The sequence below is a fragment of the Ruegeria sp. AG6 genome, from assembly GCF_056541565.1.
The window spans coordinates 707,778-730,263 of the sequence record NZ_JBQFYQ010000001.1 but is presented as its reverse complement, the minus strand read 5'-3'; the positions used below and the strand labels follow the sequence as shown (position 1 = coordinate 730,263).

General features: G+C 57.8%; 19 protein-coding genes. 11 read left to right on the top strand and 8 right to left on the bottom strand.

The features are described from left to right. Positions 1–11: 11 nt before the first annotated feature. A complete protein-coding gene (locus tag ACR0I0_RS03625) occupies positions 12–2,057 on the bottom strand; it encodes an ASKHA domain-containing protein (protein WP_480490753.1) in 2,046 nt (681 codons plus the stop codon). A gap of 216 nt (positions 2,058–2,273) precedes the next feature. Between ACR0I0_RS03625 and guaB the strand changes: the two genes are divergently transcribed. The 3 genes from guaB to ACR0I0_RS03610 all read left to right on the top strand — a co-directional run bounded on the left by guaB (position 2,274) and on the right by ACR0I0_RS03610 (position 7,373). Continuing rightward, the gene (gene guaB, locus ACR0I0_RS03620) at positions 2,274–3,722 is read left to right on the top strand and encodes an IMP dehydrogenase (protein WP_171632362.1); all 1,449 of its coding nucleotides are present in this window, start codon (positions 2,274–2,276) and stop codon (positions 3,720–3,722) included. A 92-nt stretch (positions 3,723–3,814) separates the two neighbouring features. Next, the gene (locus ACR0I0_RS03615) at positions 3,815–4,972 is read left to right on the top strand and encodes an RsmB/NOP family class I SAM-dependent RNA methyltransferase (RefSeq protein WP_480490216.1); all 1,158 of its coding nucleotides are present in this window, start codon (positions 3,815–3,817) and stop codon (positions 4,970–4,972) included. Between the two features lie 109 nt (positions 4,973–5,081). Next, positions 5,082–7,373, top strand: coding sequence for an ATP-binding protein (locus ACR0I0_RS03610; protein WP_480490214.1), 2,292 nt, complete (start codon positions 5,082–5,084; stop codon positions 7,371–7,373). A gap of 5 nt (positions 7,374–7,378) precedes the next feature. On the opposite strand, the gene ACR0I0_RS03605 is transcribed toward ACR0I0_RS03610, so the two are convergent. Further along, positions 7,379–7,972, bottom strand: a complete 594-nt coding sequence (locus ACR0I0_RS03605) for a sulfotransferase family 2 domain-containing protein (RefSeq protein WP_171632370.1) — start codon at positions 7,970–7,972, stop codon at positions 7,379–7,381. 192 nt (positions 7,973–8,164) lie between these two features. On the opposite strand from ACR0I0_RS03605, the gene recA reads away from it, so the two are divergent. The 4 genes from recA (at position 8,165) to ACR0I0_RS03585 (ending at position 13,365) form a co-directional block, all read left to right on the top strand. Continuing rightward, positions 8,165–9,232: a recombinase RecA gene (gene recA, locus ACR0I0_RS03600; protein WP_171632372.1), complete on the top strand. Its 1,068-nt coding sequence runs from the start codon at positions 8,165–8,167 to the stop codon at positions 9,230–9,232. A 176-nt stretch (positions 9,233–9,408) separates the two neighbouring features. Beyond that, the gene (alaS, locus tag ACR0I0_RS03595) at positions 9,409–12,081 is read left to right on the top strand and encodes an alanine--tRNA ligase (protein WP_480490212.1); all 2,673 of its coding nucleotides are present in this window, start codon (positions 9,409–9,411) and stop codon (positions 12,079–12,081) included. 1 nt (position 12,082) lies between these two features. After that, positions 12,083–12,370: a DUF1330 domain-containing protein gene (locus ACR0I0_RS03590; RefSeq protein ID WP_152458023.1), complete on the top strand. Its 288-nt coding sequence runs from the start codon at positions 12,083–12,085 to the stop codon at positions 12,368–12,370. Between the two features lie 371 nt (positions 12,371–12,741). Then, positions 12,742–13,365, top strand: a complete 624-nt coding sequence (locus ACR0I0_RS03585) for a transglutaminase-like cysteine peptidase (RefSeq protein ID WP_171723250.1) — start codon at positions 12,742–12,744, stop codon at positions 13,363–13,365. A gap of 74 nt (positions 13,366–13,439) precedes the next feature. Here ACR0I0_RS03585 and ACR0I0_RS03580 read toward each other — a convergent pair whose 3' ends face one another. The 6 genes from ACR0I0_RS03580 to ACR0I0_RS03555 form a co-directional block, all read right to left on the bottom strand. Further along, on the bottom strand, positions 13,440–13,865 hold the full coding sequence (locus tag ACR0I0_RS03580) for a hypothetical protein (protein WP_171632380.1): 426 nt from the start codon (positions 13,863–13,865) through the stop codon (positions 13,440–13,442). Between the two features lie 463 nt (positions 13,866–14,328). Beyond that, a complete protein-coding gene (gene typA / locus ACR0I0_RS03575; RefSeq protein ID WP_171632381.1) occupies positions 14,329–16,146 on the bottom strand; it encodes a translational GTPase TypA in 1,818 nt (605 codons plus the stop codon). Positions 16,147–16,222: 76 nt separating this feature from the next. Next, the gene (locus ACR0I0_RS03570) at positions 16,223–16,558 is read right to left on the bottom strand and encodes a DMT family transporter (RefSeq protein ID WP_171723251.1); all 336 of its coding nucleotides are present in this window, start codon (positions 16,556–16,558) and stop codon (positions 16,223–16,225) included. A 376-nt stretch (positions 16,559–16,934) separates the two neighbouring features. After that, on the bottom strand, positions 16,935–18,098 hold the full coding sequence (locus ACR0I0_RS03565) for an HD domain-containing protein (protein WP_480490209.1): 1,164 nt from the start codon (positions 18,096–18,098) through the stop codon (positions 16,935–16,937). After that, the gene (locus tag ACR0I0_RS03560; RefSeq protein ID WP_152458018.1) at positions 18,095–18,340 is read right to left on the bottom strand and encodes a hypothetical protein; all 246 of its coding nucleotides are present in this window, start codon (positions 18,338–18,340) and stop codon (positions 18,095–18,097) included. The genes ACR0I0_RS03565 and ACR0I0_RS03560 overlap by 4 nt, the downstream gene beginning before the upstream one ends. Continuing rightward, positions 18,340–18,993, bottom strand: coding sequence for an alpha/beta hydrolase (locus tag ACR0I0_RS03555; protein WP_480490207.1), 654 nt, complete (start codon positions 18,991–18,993; stop codon positions 18,340–18,342). Before ACR0I0_RS03555 ends, ACR0I0_RS03560 begins: the two co-directional genes overlap by 1 nt. Positions 18,994–19,174: 181 nt before the next feature. Between ACR0I0_RS03555 and iscR the strand changes: the two genes are divergently transcribed. The 4 genes from iscR to ACR0I0_RS03535 are packed head-to-tail and all read left to right on the top strand — an operon-like array spanning position 19,175 to position 22,469. Next, positions 19,175–19,633: a Fe-S cluster assembly transcriptional regulator IscR gene (gene iscR / locus ACR0I0_RS03550; protein WP_152458016.1), complete on the top strand. Its 459-nt coding sequence runs from the start codon at positions 19,175–19,177 to the stop codon at positions 19,631–19,633. Between the two features lie 50 nt (positions 19,634–19,683). After that, entirely contained in the window at positions 19,684–20,727 is a 1,044-nt protein-coding gene (locus ACR0I0_RS03545; protein WP_480490205.1) for a cysteine desulfurase family protein, read from the top strand. An 18-nt stretch (positions 20,728–20,745) separates the two neighbouring features. Continuing rightward, positions 20,746–22,266 carry a Fe-S cluster assembly protein SufB gene (gene sufB, locus ACR0I0_RS03540; RefSeq protein ID WP_171204775.1) on the top strand — a complete coding sequence of 507 codons (1,521 nt, stop codon included), beginning with the start codon at positions 20,746–20,748 and terminating at the stop codon, positions 22,264–22,266. Then, positions 22,266–22,469: a hypothetical protein gene (locus tag ACR0I0_RS03535; RefSeq protein ID WP_152458013.1), complete on the top strand. Its 204-nt coding sequence runs from the start codon at positions 22,266–22,268 to the stop codon at positions 22,467–22,469. The genes sufB and ACR0I0_RS03535 overlap by 1 nt, the downstream gene beginning before the upstream one ends. Positions 22,470–22,486: the final 17 nt, after the last annotated feature.

Genomic DNA, 22,486 nt, shown 5'->3' with positions numbered 1-22,486 from the left:
GAATTGTCGGTTTAACCGCGGCGCCTGCGACGCCGCCCGCCGCCTGCTTCGGTTTCGCCGCCGGTGTTGAAGCTTGGGTTGGGCAGTGTGACAACCTGGGCCAGTTCCGGAAACGGATCCGTCTTGTGCGGGATCGCATTGGCGGCCACGAAATGATCCTGAAACTTCGGCTCAATGGCGGTTTCGATCTTGGTGATCTCGCGCACGACGCGCTCGATCTCGGCGCGCGATCCGATGTTACACAGCGCGATACGTGCGCCGGTGCCTGCGGCGTTGCCCGCGCTCGAGACTTTTTCCAGCGGCGCATCGGGAATCATTCCCAGTACCATGGCGTGTTTGGTCGAGATATGCGCGCCGAACGCACCGGCCAGAACCACGCGATCCACCTTTTCGACCTTCATTTCGTCCATCAGCAGGCGTGCACCTGCGTACAATGCGGATTTCGCAAGCTGGATGGCACGGATGTCACCCTGCGTGACCGTGATGCGGGGGCCGCCTTCGGCGCTGGCATCGTGGATCAGATAGGCGTGTGTGCGACCTTCGGGCACGCAGCGGGCAGTGCCGGTCTGTTCCGCCGATCCGATCAGGCCGCCTTCGTCCAGCAGGCCTGCGATACGCATCTCGGCCACTGCTTCGATGATACCGGATCCGCAGATGCCTGTGATCCCAGTAGTGGCGATCTCCTGATCAAAGCCGTCTTCGTCGGACCATTTATCGGACCCGATGACGCGGAACCGGGGTTCCTTGGTGACAGGGTCGATCTCAATTCTCTCGATCGCCCCGGGTGCGGCGCGCTGGCCGGAACTGATCTGAGCACCTTCAAAGGCAGGCCCGGTGGGCGAGGAGCAGGCGAGCACGCGGCTGGTATTGCCAAGCAGGATTTCGGCGTTGGTGCCCACGTCGACGATCAGAACCAGATCCTGCGACTTTCCGGGTTCTTCAGACAGGGCCACCGCCGCGCAGTCCGCGCCCACATGGCCTGCGATACAGGGCAGGATATAGACCTGCGCGCGTGGGTTCATGGTTGTCAGATCCATGTCGCGGGCGGGCAGGGACATGCTTTCCGACGTTGCCAACGCAAACGGGGCCTGACCCAGTTCCACCGGGTCCAGCCCCAGCAGCAAGTGATGCATGACCGGGTTGCAGACGAACACAGTTTCCACGATCAGAGAGGCATCGATGCCTGCCTCTTCGGCAATCGACGTGGCCAGGTCATTGATTGCCTCGCGCACTGCCTTGGTCATCTCCTGATCGCCGCCGGGGTTCATCATGGAATACGAAACACGGCTCATCAGGTCTTCGCCGAACCGGATCTGGGGATTCATGAGGCCGGAGGATGCCTTGACCTCGCCGGTTTCCAGATCGGTCAGATGCGCGGCGATGGTGGTCGATCCGAGGTCGATGGCCAGACCATACAGCCCGCCTTCATGCAGGCCGGGCCAGATTTCGACGATACGCGCCACGCTGTCCTTGTGACCTTTGTGGACCGCCACGGTGACTTCCCATTTACCCTTGCGCAGAACCGGTTGAAGTTTGGACATCAGCGTCAGGTCCGCCGTGACGGCTTCGATGTCCCACTGTTCGCGCAACGCGCGCTCGAGCCGTTCCAGATCGCCGGTGGGCGAATGCATGTCGGGTTCTTCCACCACAACGAAGAAAAGGCGCGTGGCCGGATCCATCGTGATGGCACGCGCGGCTGCCGCCTTGCGCACGACCTGCCGGTGCACCTGGCTTTCCGGCGGTACGTCGATCACCACGTCGCCCTGAACCGAGGCCTGACAGCCCAGACGGCGGCCCGGTTTCAGACCACGTTTGTCCTCATAACGCTGTTCGACGGCGTTCCATTCGCTTAACGCATCCTCTGACACCGTGACGCCGTGCTTGGGAAATTCACCATAGCTGGGTGTGATCTGGCACTTTGAACAGATGCCGCGGCCCCCGCAGACCGAATCCAGATCCACCCCCAATTGACGGGCTGCCGTCAGAATTGGGGTGCCGACGGGGAAGTGCCCGCGTTTGCCGGAAGGGGTAAAGACGACAAGAGGGTCGGTGGTCATCAGTGACATACCTTTTCATATTCGCGCGTATGCCGGGCAAGATATGGGTTTGCGCGAAAAGGGAAAGACCATCTGCGGCACGATCTGCACAACGAGCGTCGTTTTCTTCCGCTGCAACGACAACCAGAGCCAAAGAGTTGCCCCCAAGGGCTTTTCCTTTGGTTCAATCCATGTAATAGGGTCACCGCCAAACGGGCTTTTGCATGGGGTATTCAGATGCAGATTCGTGAGGCACTTACCTTTGACGACGTTCTCCTGGTTCCGGGCGCATCTTCCGTGCTGCCGGCAACCGCGGATACGACCACGCGTGTGACGCGCGAAATCACCATGAACATCCCATTGCTGAGTTCGGCCATGGACACCGTGACCGAGGCGCGCATGGCCATTGCCATGGCTCAGGCGGGCGGCATCGGTGTGGTACACAAGAACCTTTCGGTGGAAGAACAGGCCCGCGAAGTCCGCCGGGTCAAGCGGTTTGAATCCGGTATTGTCTATAACCCGGTGACATTGCGGGTGGATCAGACATTGGCGGACGCCAACGCGCTGGTACAGCGCTACAACTTCACCGGTTTCCCGGTCGTCGACGAGCAGGGCCGCGTGGTGGGTATTCTGACCAACCGCGACATGCGCTTTGCGAACTCGGACGATACGCCGGTACACGCGATGATGACTTCGGAAAACCTGGCGATGCTACAGGAACCGGCCGATCTGGAAGAAGCCAAAAGCCTGATGCGGGCGCGCCGTATCGAAAAGCTGCTGGTCGTGGATGGTGGCGGCAAGCTGACCGGTCTACTGACGCTTAAGGATACAGAGCAGGCCGTTTTGAACCCAACCGCCTGCAAGGACCGCCTGGGTCGCCTGCGGGTCGCTGCGGCGACGTCAGTCGGGGATGCCGGGTTCGAACGATCCGAGCAATTGGTGGATTCGGGTGTCGACATCATCGTCGTCGATACGGCGCATGGTCATTCTCAGGGCGTGCTGGACGCTGTAAAGCGGGTCAAGACCCTGTCGAACGAGGTTCAGATCATTGCCGGGAACGTTGCAACAGGAGAAGCGACCAAAGCCCTGATCGATGCTGGTGCCGACGCGATCAAGGTGGGCATCGGCCCGGGATCGATCTGTACCACACGGATGGTGGCGGGGGTTGGCGTCCCGCAGTTGACCGCGATCAGCGATTGTGCGGCGGCAGCGGGCGACGTTCCGGTCATCGCGGATGGTGGCATCAAGTTCTCGGGTGACTTTGCAAAGGCGATCGCGGCCGGGGCGTCCTGCGCCATGGTCGGGTCGATGATTGCGGGCACCGACGAAAGCCCGGGCGAGGTGATCCTGTATCAGGGCCGTTCGTTCAAATCCTATCGCGGGATGGGCAGCCTGGGTGCAATGGCGCGCGGTTCAGCCGACCGCTATTTCCAGAAAGATGCAGCCAATGACAAACTGGTGCCCGAAGGCATCGAAGGGCAGGTGCCCTACAAAGGCTCGGCCAGTGCCGTGATCCACCAGCTGGTTGGCGGCTTGCGTGCGGCGATGGGGTATACCGGCTGCGCCACTATCGAAGAGATGCGCAAGAACTGCAATTTCGTGAAAATTACAGGCGCTGGTCTGAAGGAAAGCCACGTCCACGATGTTCAGATCACCCGCGAAAGCCCGAACTACCGGGTCATGTAAGCCATCCAGCAAGACACATGGCACCCGTATACGGGTGCCTATTTGCCACTTGGATCGGCCAGCCGGGCCCATTTCCGCCGAGGTATTCCACAATGACACCCGCCGCCCGTGTTCAGGCCTCGATCGAAATTCTGGATGATATTCTGGCTGGCGCGCCGGTCGAAAAAGCACTCACCGGCTGGGCTCGGCGCAGTCGCTTCGCCGGATCGAAGGATCGGGCAGCCATTCGCGATCACGTATTCGACGCGCTGCGACGCAAGCGCTCGTATGCGGCGTTGGGAGGGTCCGACACCGGGCGCGGTTTGATGATCGGTGCGACCCGTGCGTCAGGCGGGGATCTGGCCGAGTTGTTCACCGGCAACCGTCACGCTCCGATGTCGGTTCAGGAAACGGAAACGGCGCGGGATTTCGCGTCCGAGGCCGAGAGATATGACATTCCGGAGTGGCTGTGGCCTCGGTTCGTTGACTCTCTGAAGGATGCCTTGGTTCCTTGCGCGATGTCATTGCAGAACCGGGCGCCCGTTCACCTGCGGGTCAACTTGCGAAAAACCGATCTGGGCGGGGCTATAGTCGCCTTGAAGTCCGAGGGCGTGATCGCCCATCCGGTTCAGGTCTGCCAAACCGCGCTCGAGGTGACAGAGGGGGCCCGGCGCATTGCCCAAAGCCAGGCCTATGCCCAGGGTCTGGTCGAACTTCAGGACGCTGCAAGCCAGGCGGTCGTGGCCGCGCTGGATCTGCGGCCGGGGATGCGTGTTCTGGATTATTGCGCGGGTGGTGGCGGCAAGGCGCTGGCGCTTGCAGCGCACGAGGGCGTCGAAGTTTTTGCACATGATGTGAATGCCGGGCGCATGAAGGATATTCCGACCCGGGCGGAACGAGCAGGCGCAAAGATTACCATCCTCAACACCGATGACCTTTCAGGTGTTGATCCGTTTGATGTTGTTTTAGTTGATGCGCCGTGCTCTGGCAGCGGATCGTGGCGAAGGGCGCCGGCCGGGAAATGGGCCTTGACCGAGGATCGCTTGCTGGACCTCACCACCATTCAGGCCCGTATTCTATCCGACATTGCGCCTTTGGTGCATCCGGGCGGCCTGTTGGCTTACGCAACCTGTTCGGTTCTGAACGATGAAAACGGCGCGATCATAGACGATTTTCTGGATCACTTTTCCCAGTGGCGGGAAACCTTCCGGAAAACGTGGCACGTTACACACGAATCTGACGGGTTCTTTACGTCGCACTTGACGCGCTGAGCTTTTGGCAAATAACAACCTTGGGTAGATTGCTGCTTTCCGAACGTCGTTAAGCGGGAATTAACCAATTTTGGCCGTTATAGCCGATAACTTTGCGCCCGAGCCGTTTATGTCTGACACAGTAGAATTTTTCAGCGACCCATCTCTTGTCCACACGCCCTTGGCATCTCGTCTATGGTCGTTGGTGGCGGTGGCATTACTGATCAGCATTGCCCCCATGGTCGGGTTGTTGCCACCGGATTGGACCATGGGCATGATGGTCGCGGGAACTTCGCTTTTGATTGTGGCACTATGCGTCGTGATCAAAGGCCAGGTCGACGTCAGACATGCGCAACAAACCACTGCCGTCATGGCCGCGTTTGCAGAACAGGACGAGTCACCTTTCCTGATCGCAAATGCCTATGGCGACATTCTGGCATCCAACGCACCAGCGCGGGAACAATTCGGCGCGGCGAAAGGAGCCAGCCTTGAAAACTGCCTCGGTTCGACGTTCTCGACGCCTCAGGTGATTTTGTTGAGGTTGCAATCTCAGGCCCGATCATTCGGTCGGGCCCGCGAAGACTGCGTGATCAGGGGAAACACAAGCAGTGTAACCGTGTTTCAATTGGCTCCCGACATTTTTTGCTGGCGGTTTCAACAGTCAGAACAGGAAAGCTGGCAGTCTCTCAACCTGCCGGTCCTGACCATCGGATGCGCGGATGATGTGGTGTGCCCGAATCCGGCGGCGAAAAAGTGGCTTGGGCTGCGTCCCGGTCGGATTCGCGACGTCTTCGGTGATGCTGACCCCCGGGTCGGAGCCTCAAACATTATCAAGTCACAGGACGGAATGATACCGGTCGCTGTGACGGAGCTTTCCCGATCCAGCAAGGAACGAAGCCTTGGTTTGGTGCCGCTCATTGAAACTCCGGCGCCCGGGGCCAGCACGTCTTTTGCAGATCTTCCGGTTCCGGTTCTCACCCTGTCTCCGGCGGGGGCCATTCTGAATGCCAACAGGCTGGCGAATAAGTTGCTTGGAAATGAAAGCCTGGAAGGCACGAACATAGCCGACATCATGCGGGGTATGGGGCACCCCATTCTGGATTGGCTGGCGCGGACGGCCGCGCAAGAAGATGCGCAACGATCCGAGTTTCTTCAGTTGACCCGAAAAGACAAGGAAGTCTTCGTACAAGTCACGCTGAGCCGTGTCGTTGTCGATGGCAAGATCTGTCTGATCGCGGTTCTGAATGATGCGACCGAGTTGAAGACTCTGGAGGCTCAATTCGTCCAAGGGCAGAAAATGCAAGCTGTGGGTCAATTGGCCGGCGGGGTCGCACATGATTTCAACAACCTGCTGACGGCCATTTCCGGGCATTGCGACCTGCTGTTGTTGCGTCACGATCAGAATGACCCGGATTATGGGGATCTGGTTCAGATCAATCAGAACGCCAACCGGGCCGCTGCGCTAGTCAGCCAGCTTCTGGCATTCTCGCGCAAACAGACTCTCAGGCCCGAAGTTCTGGATTTGCGCGACACGATCTCGGATCTCATTCATTTGTTGAACCGGTTGGTGGGCGAGAAAGTTCTGCTGACCCTCAGCCATGATCCGGTGTTAAAGCCGGTTCGGGCGGACAAACGGCAGTTGGAACAGGTGTTGATGAACCTTGTCGTAAACGCGCGCGATGCCATGCCAGACGGGGGCGAGATCCGTATCGAGACCGAGGTATTGAACCTGTCGCAACCGCTCAGCAGGGACAGGGCGACCGTCCAGCCCGGCGAATACGTTACGGTCAGGGTCATGGACAGCGGTGTGGGAATACCCGCCGACAAACTGCAAAAGGTTTTCGAGCCGTTCTATACGACAAAGCGTACGGGTGAGGGCACAGGGCTTGGGCTTTCAACAGCTTATGGCATCGTCAAGCAGACGGGCGGTTTCATCTTTGTCGACAGCACGGTGGGTCGAGGCACCGAGTTCACCGTTTTTCTACCGGTTTGCGCCACGGTGGCAGAGGCTGAACACGACATTCCGGCCCAGCCCGAAACCCAAAGCGCCCGGCAAGGAGAGGGCGTCGTGCTTTTGGTTGAAGACGAAGCGCCGGTCCGCGCCTTCGCAACCCGGGCCCTGCGTCTCAAGGGCTATACCGTGCTGGAGGCGGATTCGGCCGAGGAAGCTCTGCGGCTTCTGGAGGATCCATCTTTGAACGTCGACGTATTCGTAACGGATGTGGTCATGCCCGGCATGGATGGTCCGACCTGGGTGCGTAAAGCTCGGGAATCACGCCCGGATGCCCGCGTGGTCTTCGTATCCGGTTACACGGAAGGTGCCTTTGGCGATTCAGAACCCGAGATCGCCAACTCGACCTTCCTGCCCAAGCCGTTTTCCCTCACCCAGTTGACCGAGGCGGTTTTCCAACAGCTGAACTGAGCACCCTACAAGGCTGCATCGTGGAGCGCGAATTCCTCTACGTGTCTTTTGCGAAATTTCTGCCGTGTTTCGGGCGTCAGCGTCAGATCACCCGGTGGTGATACATTCTCCCGTGGCAGGTCGATCTGCATATTCAGTCGCGCTTGCAGGAAGTCGAGAATTTTGTCCTGGTTTTCGTATTTGAAAATATGCGTGGCGCCGCGACCGTTGCTGCGGGTGCGGAAAAACTGGCTTTGGCTACCAACATCGGCAAAATCCGGACGGGGGTTTGTCATATAGGCCTGCACAAACGTGTCGAAACTCATGTCTCGGGTCGAATGGACGTGACCGATCAGGTCGGCGCGGCTGCGAAATCGATACCAGCTGCCCAGCCAGTCAACGGGTTCGCGAACAACTGCCAGGATCTCCATCTCGGTATCGTACATTTTCCGAAAAATGTTCTGGAAGAACCGATCATACCTGCGCACCGGAGCATGTTTGAGCTCGGGAGGATGAGTGACGACGATATCAGCGCGATCCCGCAACGCCGTGTGATAAGCCGTGCTGCCGGTTTTCGGAACGGCAAGGAAGGCAAGGCGTTCCTCATAAAAAACAAGCATTTAATTGCTCCAATTGTCATCCGGCTATGCGCGCAGATTGTCGTAAAGGACTTCTTAATACAATTGCTGAAGACTAAATCCCGTAAGTTTTTATTGAAATGTTCTTCTTTTGGTCCCATAAGGAACAAGAGGCGAACAAAGCAGCGATTGCCGCCCGATCAAGGGTGTGACAAAAGGGAAGGCGACAGGACAATGGCGGATCTTCTGACAATGAGCGACAAGAAAAACGCAGATAAGCAAAAGGCGCTCGACAGCGCGCTGGCCCAAATCGAACGGCAGTTCGGCAAAGGCTCTATCATGAAGCTTGGCGAAGGCGCCAAACAGGACATCGATGCAAGTTCGACAGGCTCGCTCGGGTTGGATATTGCGTTGGGAATTGGTGGTCTGCCAATGGGGCGGATTGTTGAGATTTACGGCCCGGAAAGCTCGGGGAAGACGACGCTGACGCTGCATTGCATTGCGGAACAGCAGAAACGCGGCGGCGTCTGCGCCTTTGTTGACGCCGAGCACGCGCTGGACCCGCAATATGCGCGAAAGCTTGGTGTTGATCTGGACGAGCTTCTGATCTCGCAGCCCGATACCGGAGAGCAGGCGCTGGAGATCACCGATACGCTGGTGCGCTCGGGCGCGGTCAACATGGTCGTGGTCGATTCGGTTGCGGCGCTGACCCCGAAATCCGAACTGGAAGGCGACATGGGTGACAGCAATGTTGGCGTTCAGGCCCGTCTGATGAGCCAGGCGATGCGGAAACTGACGGGTTCGATCAGCCGCTCGAACTGCATGGTGATCTTCATCAACCAGATCAGGATGAAAATCGGCGTGATGTTCGGCAGCCCCGAAACCACCACCGGCGGTAATGCACTGAAATTCTACAGCTCGGTTCGTCTGGATATCCGCCGCATCGGCGCGATCAAGGACCGGGACGAAGTTGTCGGCAACCAGACGCGCGTCAAGGTCGTCAAGAACAAGGTTGCACCCCCCTTCAAGCAGGTGGAATTCGACATCATGTATGGTGAAGGCATCAGCAAGATGGGCGAATTGCTGGATCTGGGTGTCAAAGCCGGTGTGGTCGAAAAGTCAGGGTCATGGTTCAGCTATGGCGACGAACGGATCGGGCAGGGGCGTGAGAACGCCAAACAATATCTGCGCGACAACAGTCGCATTGCCTTTGAAATCGAAGACAAGATTCGGGCGGCTCACGGGCTGGAGTTCGACATGCCTCCGGGCGCAGCCGAGGATGATGACATCCTTGAAGCCTGACGGTCGCTGACGGGGTGCGATACGTTCCCGGTCCGAGGTGTTGTGTTGAAAATACTATGAACAAGGCGGTCCCCCGGGTCGCCTTGTTTCGTTCGGACACGCCTCTGCTGTGGACACTCGTTTGACAGGGGGATAAACCTGCGGGGACCAAGTTTTTTGTGCGCCGAGAGAGCCCTATGCCAACCCTGAACGACATCCGATCGACCTTTCTGAATTACTTTGAAAAACAGGGGCATGAGGTCGTGGCGTCCAGCCCGCTGGTGCCGCGCAACGACCCGACGCTGATGTTCGTCAATTCGGGCATGGTGCAGTTCAAGAACCTGTTCACAGGATTGGAAACACGTGACTACAAGCGCGCCACCACGGCGCAGAAATGTGTGCGTGCCGGCGGCAAGCACAACGATCTCGACAATGTGGGTTACACAGCGCGCCACCATACATTCTTCGAGATGTTGGGGAACTTCTCGTTTGGTGATTACTTCAAACACGAAGCTATCCCATTCGCGTGGGAGCTGATCACCAGGGAATTTGGGATCGACAAGAACCGCCTGCTGACAACGGTCTATCATACTGATGACGAGGCGTTTGAAATCTGGAAAAAGGTCGGTGTTCCCGAAGACCGGATCATCCGCATCGCCACCAGCGACAATTTCTGGCAGATGGGCCCGACCGGCCCCTGCGGCCCGTGTACCGAGATCTTTTATGACCACGGAGACCACATCTGGGGCGGTCCTCCGGGCTCTGCCGAGGAAGACGGCGATCGGTTCATTGAGATCTGGAACGTGGTCTTCATGCAAAACGAGCAGTTCGAAGACGGCTCGATGGTCGAGCTCGACATGCAGTCGATCGATACGGGCATGGGTCTCGAGCGGATCGGTGCATTGTTGCAGGGCAGCCATGACAATTATGATACCGATCTGTTCAAGGCACTGATCGAGGCATCAGCCGATGCAACTGGCGTGGATCCTTACGGGGATCAGAACGTGCACCACCGCGTGATCGCGGACCACCTGCGTTCGACTTCGTTCCTGATTGCTGATGGCGTGATGCCCAGCAATGATGGCCGCGGCTATGTTCTTCGCCGCATCATGCGTCGTGCCATGCGTCATGCGCATCTGTTGGGCGCCAAGGATCCGGTCATGCATCGGCTTGTCCCGTCTCTCGTTCAACAGATGGGCGGTCACTATGCCGAATTGACCCAGGCACAGCCATTGATCGAAGAGACCTTGTTGCTTGAAGAAACGCGTTTCAAGCAGACGCTGGACCGGGGGTTGAGGCTGCTGGACGATGAGGTGTCCGGCCTTTCCGAGGGGGCGCCTTTGTCTGGTGAGGCGGCATTCAAACTGTATGACACCTACGGTTTCCCACTGGACCTGACACAGGATGCGCTGCGCGAAAAAGGCCGGACAGTTGACACCGAAGGCTTTGAAACGGCGATGGCCGAACAAAAGGCCAAGGCGCGGGCTGCCTGGGCCGGGTCAGGTGAAGCTGCGGATCAGGCGGTATGGTTCGATGTTCTGGACAGCGCCGGGGCGACCGACTTCCTTGGCTATGACACCGAGAAAGCCGAAGCTCAGGTTGTGGCACTGGTTGTTGACGGTGCTTTGGTTGACAAGATCGAAGCGGGCGACAGCGGCTGGGTCGTGGTGAACCAGACGCCGTTCTATGGCGAGGCTGGTGGCCAGGTGGGCGATACTGGCGAGATGCGGCGCCTTGAAGATCGCGATCACCTCAGCCGAGTGGAAGACACCAAAAAATTCGCTGATGGGAAGGTCTATGCGCATAAGGTGACGGTCGTCAGCGGTGCCGTTTCAAAAGGCGATGCTGTCGAGCTCGAAGTCGATCATGCGCGCCGGACCGCAATCCGGGCCAACCACTCGGCCACGCACTTGCTGCATGAAGCACTGCGGGAAACGCTGGGCGACCATGTGGCGCAACGCGGCTCGCTGAATGCGGCGGATCGTCTGCGGTTCGACTTCAGCCATTCCAAAGCGCTGAGCCTGGAGGAAATCCGGAAGATCGAGCGTGAGGTGAACGATTTCATCCGCCAGAACTCGGCTGTCGAGACACGGGTCATGACACCGGATGACGCGCGCAAACTGGGCGCGCAGGCACTGTTCGGCGAGAAATACGGTGACGAGGTGCGTGTTGTTTCGATGGGCAAGGCACCTACGGGCAAGGGCCATGATGGCGAAACCTGGTCGATCGAACTGTGTGGCGGTACTCATGTGCGTCAGACGGGTGATATCGGCACCTTTGTCATCCTGGGTGACGGCGCAAGCAGTGCCGGAGTGCGCCGCATCGAAGCACTGACCGGGGATGAAGCGTTCCGTTACCTTTCGGCACAGGATCATCGTCTTGCGCAGGTGGCGACGGAACTGAAGGCGCAGCCGGATGATGTGGTGGCCCGCGTGAAAAGCCTGCTGGAGGAACGCAAATCATTGCAGAACGAAGTGGCTCAACTGCGTCGAGATCTGGCGATGGCCGGCGGGAACGGGCAGGGCGGCGGTGCCGAAGCGCGTGATGTGAACGGCGTGAAGTTCATAGCGCAGGCCCTCAGCGGGGTGTCCGGCAAGGATCTTCCGGCATTGATCGACGAACACAAGGCGCGTCTTGGATCGGGGGCGGTTTTGCTCATCGCGGATACCGGCGGCAAGGCCGCGGTTGCGGCTGGCGTCACCGAAGACCTGACAGGAACCGTTTCGGCGGTCGATCTGGTCAAGGCCGCAGTAGTGGAATTGGGCGGCAAGGGCGGCGGCGGCCGCCCGGACATGGCCCAGGGCGGTGGACGGGATGCGTCGAATGCGGATTCGGCGATCAAGGCTGCAGAACAGGTTTTGGGAGGGTAAGATGGCTGCACTTTGGATTGCACACGTGACGGTGACCGATGCCGAGGCGTATGGAAAATATGCCGAATTGGCCGGGCCAGCCATTGCCAAGCACGGGGGCACTTTCATCGCCCGTGCGGCGCGTTACGTTCAGTTGGAAGGCAAGGAACGGCCACGCAACGTTGTTGCCCGTTTCCCGTCGCTAGAAGCAGCCGTCGAATGCTACAACTCGGATGACTATCAAGAAGCATTGAGTCATGCGCGCGACGCCAGCGAACGTGAATTGGTTGTGGTTGAAATCACGGAGTGAACGACTGCGTTCACGACGTGTAGCGCGGTTTGCCCGGTAAAGGGGCAGCCAATAGGCAATCATTGGCTTATACCACCACTCGGCCAAGGGACCTCAGCCCGTCAACAGGGGGCTGAGTTTATTTTTTTATTATTTCAATCACTTATCAGGCCACGCTGTCGCGTATTTGCGCGATCGGCACCCGAATTGTGGCCGCGCCACCCAAATTCTTGCGCAAAAAGGTCAGATTGACGGACGAATTTCCGCCCTTTTTCCCCTTCAACTTTTTAGGTGATTGCCTGGACGGGGTTGTTCGCGGATAGTTTCACGAATCGGAATGCGACCCTGTTTGACGTGCAATCGTGCGAAGAACATCGGATTGGGGTACAGGCATGAAACACTTCACAAATCTGGCCAAGCGGTTTGGTGCAAGACTTCTGCCGGTTTCAGTACGGGCCTTCAGCATCTGTTTTTTGGGCGTCTGCACCCTAGCCGTGGCCCCCGTCGCACATGCGTCCGGTAACGGATTTATCCCAAGTGTCGCGGCCTCTCCGCCACCGTCAGGGGCGGCCAATCTGTGCGCTGAGTACAAATGGGCCTGTGCCAAAAAACGCTCCGTATCCCTGTCCAGCCAGCAAGAACTGAAGGTTGTCGAACAGGTAAATCGGCGCGTGAACAGATCGACGCGAGAAGTCACCGATCAATCCCAGTACAAGATGACCGAGCGTTGGGCGCTTCCGACAGCCAGGGGTGGCGATTGCGAAGACTTCGCGCTGTTGAAGAAAAGGGATTTGATCCATGCCGGCGTCGATCCAAGTAAACTGTTGATCGCTACGGTTCTGGACACGCGTCGCGTGCCTCATGCGGTGCTGGTGTATCGCTCTTCCAAGGGTGATTTGGTTTTGGACAACCTCACAAACCGTATCAAACCCTGGACGGCAACGCGGTACCTGTTTCTTCGCATGCAAGACCCGAATCGGCCCGGACGTTGGGTTGGTGTGTACGGCCATAGCTGACGAAACCTGGAAATCTTTTTGAGAAACTGAATACCGGTGCAATCGTATCTTGCACCGGTAATATTGATTCCCAATTAGAACGTTTCGCCGCCGCCTTCGTTTTCGCCGCCGCCTTCGTTTTCGCCGCCGCCTTCGTTTTCGCCGCCGCCTTCGTTTTCGCCGCCGCCTTCGTTTTCGCCGCCACCTTCGTTTTCGCCGCCGCCTTCGTTTTCGCCGCCACCTTCGTTTTCACCGCCAGTGCCGCCACCTTCACCGCCAGTGCCACCACCGCCGTCTCCAGCGCCAGTGGTGCCAGCTCCACCGCCTGAACCGCCGCCGCCACCGAAAGCCGGGCTGCTGTCGACAGTCTCATCAGAAGGCCCATCTCCGGACCGCTGATCACTTGCACCGATCGAAGCCGTGGGAAAATCAGAAAGCAAGTCTGCAAGTGGTGTGCATTCAGCTCCGACACGCGCCAGAATTTGATCGAAATCGTGCCGGCGTTGAATGTATCGGATCATGCCCGATGTTACAGCGTCGCACTCACATAATACCTGTGCGGATGCTGCGGATTGTCTGGCTGTTTGAACGGTACATGTACCTGCCGCGAAAGCTTCGCCCGCGGGTGAAAACAAAAACGTCGTAGCAACAAAAAACAGCGGGATATTGCGGGACCGGATACCCATTTGGAACTCCTCGAAACTCGATACTTTACTACGTGTTCATATGAACCATCGGAGCGAAGGTGTTTATGAACGACGTCACACAACTGGCACATTTTCACCTTAAACGGGTCTCAATCACAATATGTGGATCGAGGGAGAAGGGGAAAATTAGTGCAACCTAAAGAAGAAACTTCCCTGTTTTCAGAAGAAAACCGGGCGTATTGCCCGGTTGTCCGTTTTTCATCTTTTGTCCGTTTGGACGCAAAATTGCCACACTTGGGCAATTGTTTCCGATTGCGGCAGCGGTCTGCCAGGTAAATCAGGCCGACTTGGCCATCCGCTTGCGCTCGTGCGGGTCAAGAAAACGCTTGCGCAAGCGCACCGCGTTCGGGGTGACTTCGACCAGTTCATCGTCGTCAATATAGGCAATTGCCTCTTCCAGCGAGAACTGAACATGTGGCGTCAGACGAACCGCGTCGTCCGAGCCACTGGCGCGTACGTTTGTCAGTTTCTTGCCCTTCAGCGGGTTCACTTCCAGATCATTGTCACGAGAATGCTCGCCAATCACCATACCTTGATAGACATCCGTTTGAGGACCAACAAACATCCGGCCACGCTCCTCGAGGTTCCACAGAGCATAAGCGACGGCCTGACCGTTCTCCATCGAGATCAGAACCCCAGCCCGGCGGCCCGGGATCGGGCCTTTGTGCGGCGCCCAGTCATGGAACACGCGGTTCAGAACGCCTGTGCCGCGGGTATCGGTCAGGAATTCGCCGTGATAACCGATCAGGCCACGGGACGGTACATGCGCGATGATGCGGGTCTTGCCTGCACCTGCCGGGCGCATCTCGACCAACTCACCTTTGCGGGCCCCAGTGATCTTTTCGATCACGGCGCCCGAGTATTCATCGTCTACGTCAATGGTGACTTCCTCGATCGGTTCCAGCCGCTGGCCGTTTTCCTCGCGGAACAGAACCTGCGGGCGCGAGATGCTGAGCTCGAACCCTTCGCGACGCATGTTCTCGATCAAAACGCCCATCTGCAATTCGCCACGGCCGGCGACCTCGAAAGCCTCTCCGCCGGGTGTGTCGGTGACGCGAATCGCTACATTCGATTCGGCTTCTTTCATCAGACGATCACGGATGACGCGTGACTGAACTTTCTTGCCGTCACGACCGGCCAACGGTGAATCGTTGATACCGAAAGTTACGGTGATCGTCGGCGGGTCGATGGGCTGTGCAGGCAGGGCTTCTTCGACCTGCGGAGCAACCAGAGAATCCGCCACGGTGGCTTTGCTCATGCCGGCGATGGTGACGATGTCACCGGCTTCGGCCACATCGATAGGTTGCTGAGCCAGCCCGCGGAATGCTAATATTTTTGAGGCGCGAAAGTTTTCGATCAACGATCCGTCACGGCTCAGGGCTTTCAGGCTGTCGCCAGCTTTCAATGTGCCGCTTTCCACACGACCCGTCAGAATGCGGCCGATGAATGGATCGCTGCCCAAAGTGGTAGCCAGCATCCGGAACGGCTCACCCTTATGCGCGATCTGTTTCGGGGCAGGAACGTGATCGACGATCAGATCAAACAGTGCGCTCAGGTCCTTGCGCGGGCCGTCCAGCTCCATATCCGCCCAGCCTGAACGGCCCGAGGCATACATGGCCGGGAAATCCAACTGATCATCATCGGCGCCGAGGTTGGCAAACAGGTCAAAGCACTCGTCCAATGCGCGATCAGGCTCCGCATCCGGCTTGTCGACCTTGTTCAGAACCACGATCGGGCGCAGGCCCAGCGCCAAGGCTTTCGACGTCACGAACTTGGTCTGCGGCATCGGGCCTTCGGCCGCGTCAACCAGCAGGACGACACCATCGACCATGCTGAGGATACGCTCGACTTCACCACCGAAATCGGCGTGGCCCGGCGTGTCGACGATGTTGATGCGCGTGTCTTTCCATTCGACCGAAGTTGCCTTGGCCAGAATGGTGATGCCGCGCTCGCGCTCCAGATCGTTGCTGTCCATGGCGCGTTCCGCCACGGCCTGGTTTTCCCGGAACGCGCCGGATTGTTTGAGCAGCTCATCCACCAGGGTCGTCTTGCCGTGGTCCACGTGAGCGATGATTGCGATATTGCGCAGGTCCATGAGAGGTCAGCCTTTGAACGGGAAGTTGCCGCGCGCATAGCGCGGCGCGACAAAATATACCAGCCCTAACCGTGGATCAGTGACCGGCAGTCTTGGAAAAGAGGTGAATGATCAGGATTCCGGACAAGATCAACGTCAATCCCAGGATTGCAGGCCAATCCAGCCTTTGGCCGAACACGATGAACCCAATCACGGCGATCAGAAAGATGCCCAGACCGGACCAGATTGCATAAACGATACCGACAGGCATGTATTTCAGTGTCAGCGCCATGAGATAAAAGGCGACTCCGTACCCCACGACCACAAGGACGGACGGCCAGAACCGCGTGAATTGCTGACTGGCCTGCAAGGCCGTGGTGCCGATGGTTTCCGCAACAACAGCCAGCATCAGAAACAGATACGCTTGGGGCATTTTGATCCTCGAAACAGGAAAGATACCCCGCGTTGAGCATGAAACCGAAGGAGTGGGCAAGGCAATTTTGAATCTGAAGATGGAAGAAAACCACCTGAGGTCAGGTATACCTGACTATTCAGAGAATCGAATTAGTGTAATCTTCTCAGCGTATTTTAGGATTTGTTTTTGAGTATTGAGTTATGACGACATTTTCGAAATCCGTAATATTTGCTGCGGGTCTGATAGTGGTGATTGGGTGGCTTGCTGACGGGGGGTCCGTCGAAGTTGAAGCAGCCAACATGGTTCAACAGTTTGATGGTAGTAGTGTTTTTTAAGTACCACGTAGAGCTTAGCAGGGAAAAAGGAGCCGTCGGGCTCCTTTTTTCTTTTCTGTCTAGGGGTGTACAACCTCGACGCTTTGGAAGTGTGCAGCCAGTTGCGGTTGCAGCCAATCCCACAGCCGAGGGGAACCTGCTGCAATCGCAGGCTGAACGCGCGCCTCAAGCTGGGCATATGTAACCTTGTAATCGACCCACGACCCGCCGCCGGTTTCCAGATTGGCGACAGGTGTCTGAAACCGATCAACGGCTTTGGCGAACCTGGCGTCCGGGCTGTCTGCCGCTTCAAATTCCTGCCACAGGGCAGTGAAAGTGTTGCATAGGGTGTCGGGCAGCAGTCCGAACAAGCGCTTGGCCGCCGCTTGTTCCTTGGCTGCTTGCGCTGCGTGATCGACCTGCCCGTGGATCGGATTGTCGCCGGCGTCGATTTCGACGATATCGTGCAGCAACAGCATCTGAAGGACCCGATCAACACTGATCCCGGGGGGCGCATTTTCAGCCAGGACCCAGGCGTAGAGCATGATGTGCCACGAGTGTTCTGCCGAGTTTTCGAAACGATCACCCGCCATCAGCCGCGAGGCACGAAGAACGGACTTCAGCTGATCAGCTTCGGTCAGAAACGCCAGCCGTTGCGTAAACGCGTTGGCCTGCGTATTTGCACCAGCCAGCAGGTTTGCGGCGTGCTCGTAGGCCAATGGAAAAACCTGTTCCAGATAGGCGGCGCGACCGCCTTCGAGATTTGAACGCGCTATGTCCACGTGATCCGGATCGGGGTTCGGGGCACACAGAACCTGAAACAGTGGCTGACAACGATCCAGAACCTTGGCAAATCGGGCGTCGGCGGTCTGATCCTCTTCAAATTCACGCCAGACAGCGTGAAACGTATCGGCCTGATCCTTTGGCAACAGCCCAAACAGATATTTGGCTGCAGCTTGCTCGGCCTTGGCAACCGAGGTCCAATCGGTCTCAAGGTGAATTGGGTGGTCGCCGACAACGATTTCAACCAGGTCATGCAGCAATAGCATACGTATGACCCGATCAATCGAGACATCCGGCCCTGCCAACGGGGCCATGACCAGGGCCCACAAGGCCAGATGCCAGCTGTGCTCTGCCGAATTTTCGGGTCTGGACTGGTCAAGCAGGACATTTGCCCGCTCGACCATTTTCAGTTCGTCGGCCCGTTTCAGAAACGCGATTTGCGCCGACATACGGTCGGTCATTGCTTTTCTATCGCCTTCTGCTTTGCGCGATGCGCAGACAAGCGTTTGATCACGAACTGCCTGGCTTTCCGCTCAGCCAACCGAACACGAATTTCCGTCAGAAACGCCTCTTCCAGAGACTGAGAAGCGGCCCCGAGCACTTCACCAACTTCGACAAAGAACCTGTCTTCGCCTGTCTCATCCATAACCTTCATCGTATCTTCGGCCAGTTTGGCGGCAAGAGATGTGATGGTGTCGGACATCAGCGGGTGTTCTCGGTCAGGCGGCGTTTCACATAGTCGCTGACATTGGTGATCAGCGTGTCCATATGACCATCCTGAAAGAAGTGATCTGCACCTTCCACTTCGGTGTGCGTGATGGTGATTCCCTTCTGCTCGTGCAGCTTGTTCACCAGCGAGGTCGTGTCAGCCGGTGGCGCCACCCTGTCAGCCGTGCCGTTGATGATCAGGCCGGAAGACGGGCAGGGCGCAAGGAACGAAAAGTCATACATGTTTGCAGGGGGCGATACACTGATGAACCCCGTGATTTCAGGGCGGCGCATCAGCAGTTGCATACCGATCCACGCACCAAACGAGAAACCTGCGACCCAGCAGTGTTTCGAATTGTTGTTCATCGATTGCAGGTAATCCAGCGCCGACGCCGCATCGCTCAGCTCGCCCACGCCCTGATCATACTCGCCCTGGCTGCGACCGACACCGCGGAAGTTAAAGCGCAACACGGTGAAGCCCATGTTGTAGAAGGCATAGTGCAGGTTGTAGACCACCTTGTTGTTCATGGTCCCGCCGAACTGAGGGTGCGGGTGAAGCACGATGGCGATCGGTGCGTCTTTTTCCTTTTGCGGGTGGTAGCGGCCTTCCAGGCGGCCTTCGGGTCCGGGAAAAATCACCTCGGGCATGTGTGCTTTGGTCCTGTCTTTTTCGTGCCGATGCCCGGATATACTTGACGATAATCGTCGGGCACCTTAGAACGGTTCTAATTACATTGCTTGGCGCATACCAGCGCTGTCAGTCGGAGATACGCACTGGCAACGTCGGCGTCAATGATTTCGCGCAAATCCTGCTGAAAGGGGACATGGAATGAAGCTGTCGACCAAAGGGCGTTACGCAATGGTCGCCCTGGCGGATATTGCGCTCCAGCCGACGGAACGACTGGTGACGCTTGGAGAAATCTCCGAGAGGCAGGACATTTCGTTACCATATCTCGAGCAGCTCTTCGTCAAACTGCGCCGGGCGGACTTGGTGTCTTCCGTGCGGGGGCCCGGCGGCGGGTATCGACTGGCACGCCCGGCATCCGAAATTCGTGTCGTCGAAATTCTGGCCGCCGTGGACGAAACCGTTGATGCGCTGCAAAAAGGGGCAGGCGCGTCCGGGGCCTCGTCCGGCAGCCGCGCTCAATCATTGACCAATCGGCTTTGGGAAAGTCTCAGCGCGCATGTCTATGTGTTCCTGCATCAAACCCGTTTGTCAGATGTGATCAAGAACGACCTCGCCCCGTGCCCGGCCGTGCCGAGCCTGTTCTCTGTTGTAGATGAATGATCTGAACGGGCGGGATATGAAATGAAGTCTGCTGGCAAAAAGATGTATCCATGAAACGTGTTTATCTGGATCACAATGCAACAACGCCGCTGCGCCCCGAAGCGAGGGACGCGATGATTGCGGCGATGGATGTCTGCGGCAATCCCTCGTCGGTTCATGCGGAAGGTCGGGCCGCCAAAGCTCTGATCGAGCGCGCCCGGGCCCAAATTGCATCGGCCTTTGGGGCGGATGGGGCGGATATCGTCTTTACATCAGGGTCAACCGAAGGTGCGGCGCTGGCATTGTCGGGGCGCCAATTGCACGGCGCGGCGATTGAACATGACGCGGTAAGATCTTGGATCAATGAGGATCTTACGGTTTCCGAGGCCGGAGACGTGCAGGTAATCGCGCCTGAAATGTCGACATTGCAACTGGCAAACTCAGAGACGGGGATTGTTCAAACACTGCCGTCCGGCCTGGCCGTGACAGACGCCACACAGGCTTTTGGCAAGCTGCCCGTCGCGTTCAACTGGATGAATGCCCAGATGGCTCTGGTCTCGGCGCATAAACTGGGCGGTCCAAAAGGTGTCGGTGCCGTTGTGATGCAACGCGGAACCGATCTGACGGCACAGATCAAGGGGGGCGGCCAGGAAATGGGCCGCAGGTCAGGAACCGAAAATGTCATTGGTATCGCGGGGTTCGGCGCCGCAGCTGAAGCTGCGATGCGGGATCTGGCCAATGGCGTTTGGGAGCAGGTCGAGGAATTTAGAAATATTCTAGAAAACGCTCTTGAGGCTGCTGTAAAATCACCTATTTTTGTCGGGAAAGGGCGGCAACGCCTGCCGAACACCCTGTGTTTTGCCGCCCCCGGCTGGAAAGGTGAGACCCAGGTCATGCAGATGGATCTGTCGGGTTTTGCGGTCAGTGCGGGCTCTGCCTGTTCAAGCGGCAAGGTTCGTGCCAGCGCGGTGCTCACCGCAATGGGATACGACGAGGTGACAGCCAGCAGCGCAATCCGCGTATCGCTGGGACCTCGGACAACGGAAGAAGATGTGCTGCGTTTCGCCGAAACGTGGCTTGAGAAAGAGAAAAAGCATCGCGCGCGCGCCGCGTGATCTGACGGAGGGCAAGTTATGGCCGCTTTGGACCAGACCCAGGTGAAAGAGGGTGTCGATCAGGAAACCGTGGATGCGGTGCGCGAGGTCGGAACCTATAAATACGGCTGGGACACGGACATCGAAATGGAGTACGCGCCGAAAGGTGTGAACCCGGACATCGTTCGTCTGATCTCGGAAAAGAATGAAGAACCGGAATGGATGACCGAGTGGCGTCTGGCCGCGTTTGAACGCTGGACCAAGATGGAAGAACCGAAATGGGCCATGGTCACTTATCCAAAGATCGATTTTCAGGACCAGTATTACTATGCGCGTCCGAAATCGATGGAAGAGAAACCCAAGTCGTTGGACGATGTCGACCCCAAGCTGCTGGCCACATACGAAAAGCTTGGTATCCCTTTGAAAGAACAGATGATTCTGGCTGGTGTCGAAGGTGCTGAGGATGCTCCGGCCGAGGGGCGCAAGGTTGCTGTGGACGCGGTGTTTGACTCGGTGTCCGTCGGCACGACCTTTCAAGCCGAACTGAAAAAGGCCGGTGTGATCTTCTGTTCGATTTCCGAAGCGATCAAGGAACATCCTGAGCTGGTCAAGAAGTATCTGGGCACTGTGGTTCCGGTGTCGGACAACTTTTATGCGACTTTGAACTCGGCCGTGTTTTCGGATGGGTCCTTCGTCTACATTCCGCCCGGTGTCCGCTGCCCGATGGAGCTGAGTACCTATTTCCGCATCAACGCCGAAAACACCGGCCAGTTCGAGCGCACGCTGATCATCGCCGACAAAGGTTCGTACGTGTCCTATCTGGAAGGCTGCACCGCGCCCCAGCGCGACACCGCGCAGCTGCACGCGGCCGTGGTCGAGATCATTGTCGAAGAAGACGCCGAAGTGAAATACTCGACCGTTCAGAACTGGTTCCCCGGGGATGAGAACGGCAAGGGTGGCATCTACAACTTCGTGACCAAGCGCGCCGATTGCCGGGGCGACCGGTCCAAGGTGATGTGGACGCAGGTCGAAACCGGCTCGGCCGTGACGTGGAAATACCCGTCCTGCATCCTGCGCGGCAACGAAAGCCAGGGTGAGTTCTATTCGATCGCGATTGCCAACAACTATCAGCAGGCCGATACCGGCACCAAGATGGTTCATCTGGGCAAGAACACCAAGTCGCGCATCGTGTCCAAGGGCATCAGTGCGGGCAAGGCGCAGAACACCTATCGCGGTCTGGTCTCGATGCATCCGAAGGCCAAGGACAGCCGCAACTACACCCAGTGTGACAGCTTGCTGATCGGCGACAAATGCGGCGCGCATACGGTTCCGTATATCGAGGTCAAAAACAACTCATCTCGTGTCGAGCACGAGGCGACGACATCCAAGGTGGATGACGATCAGCTGTTCTATTGCCGTCAGCGTGGCATGGATGAAGAAGAGGCCGTGGCTTTGGTGGTCAACGGGTTCTGCAAGGACGTTCTGCAAGCACTGCCGATGGAGTTCGCCATGGAAGCGCAGCAACTGGTGGCAATCTCGCTGGAAGGGTCGGTTGGCTGATGACGCGGGCGTCACGAAGCGGCATCCGGAAAGAAGACGTGTTGACCTGGCTGGGTTACGCGTTGCCGGTTCTTGGCGGTCTGCTGGGTATGGCTTACGTCAACATCAACCACATGGAATTCATCAACCCGGTTTGGGCGGTTGGCGGAGGGGCGATCCTGGGTTGGATCGTCGCGCGTCTGATCCGCAAGTTGCTGGGATAAGAAGGTTTCGGGGCCAC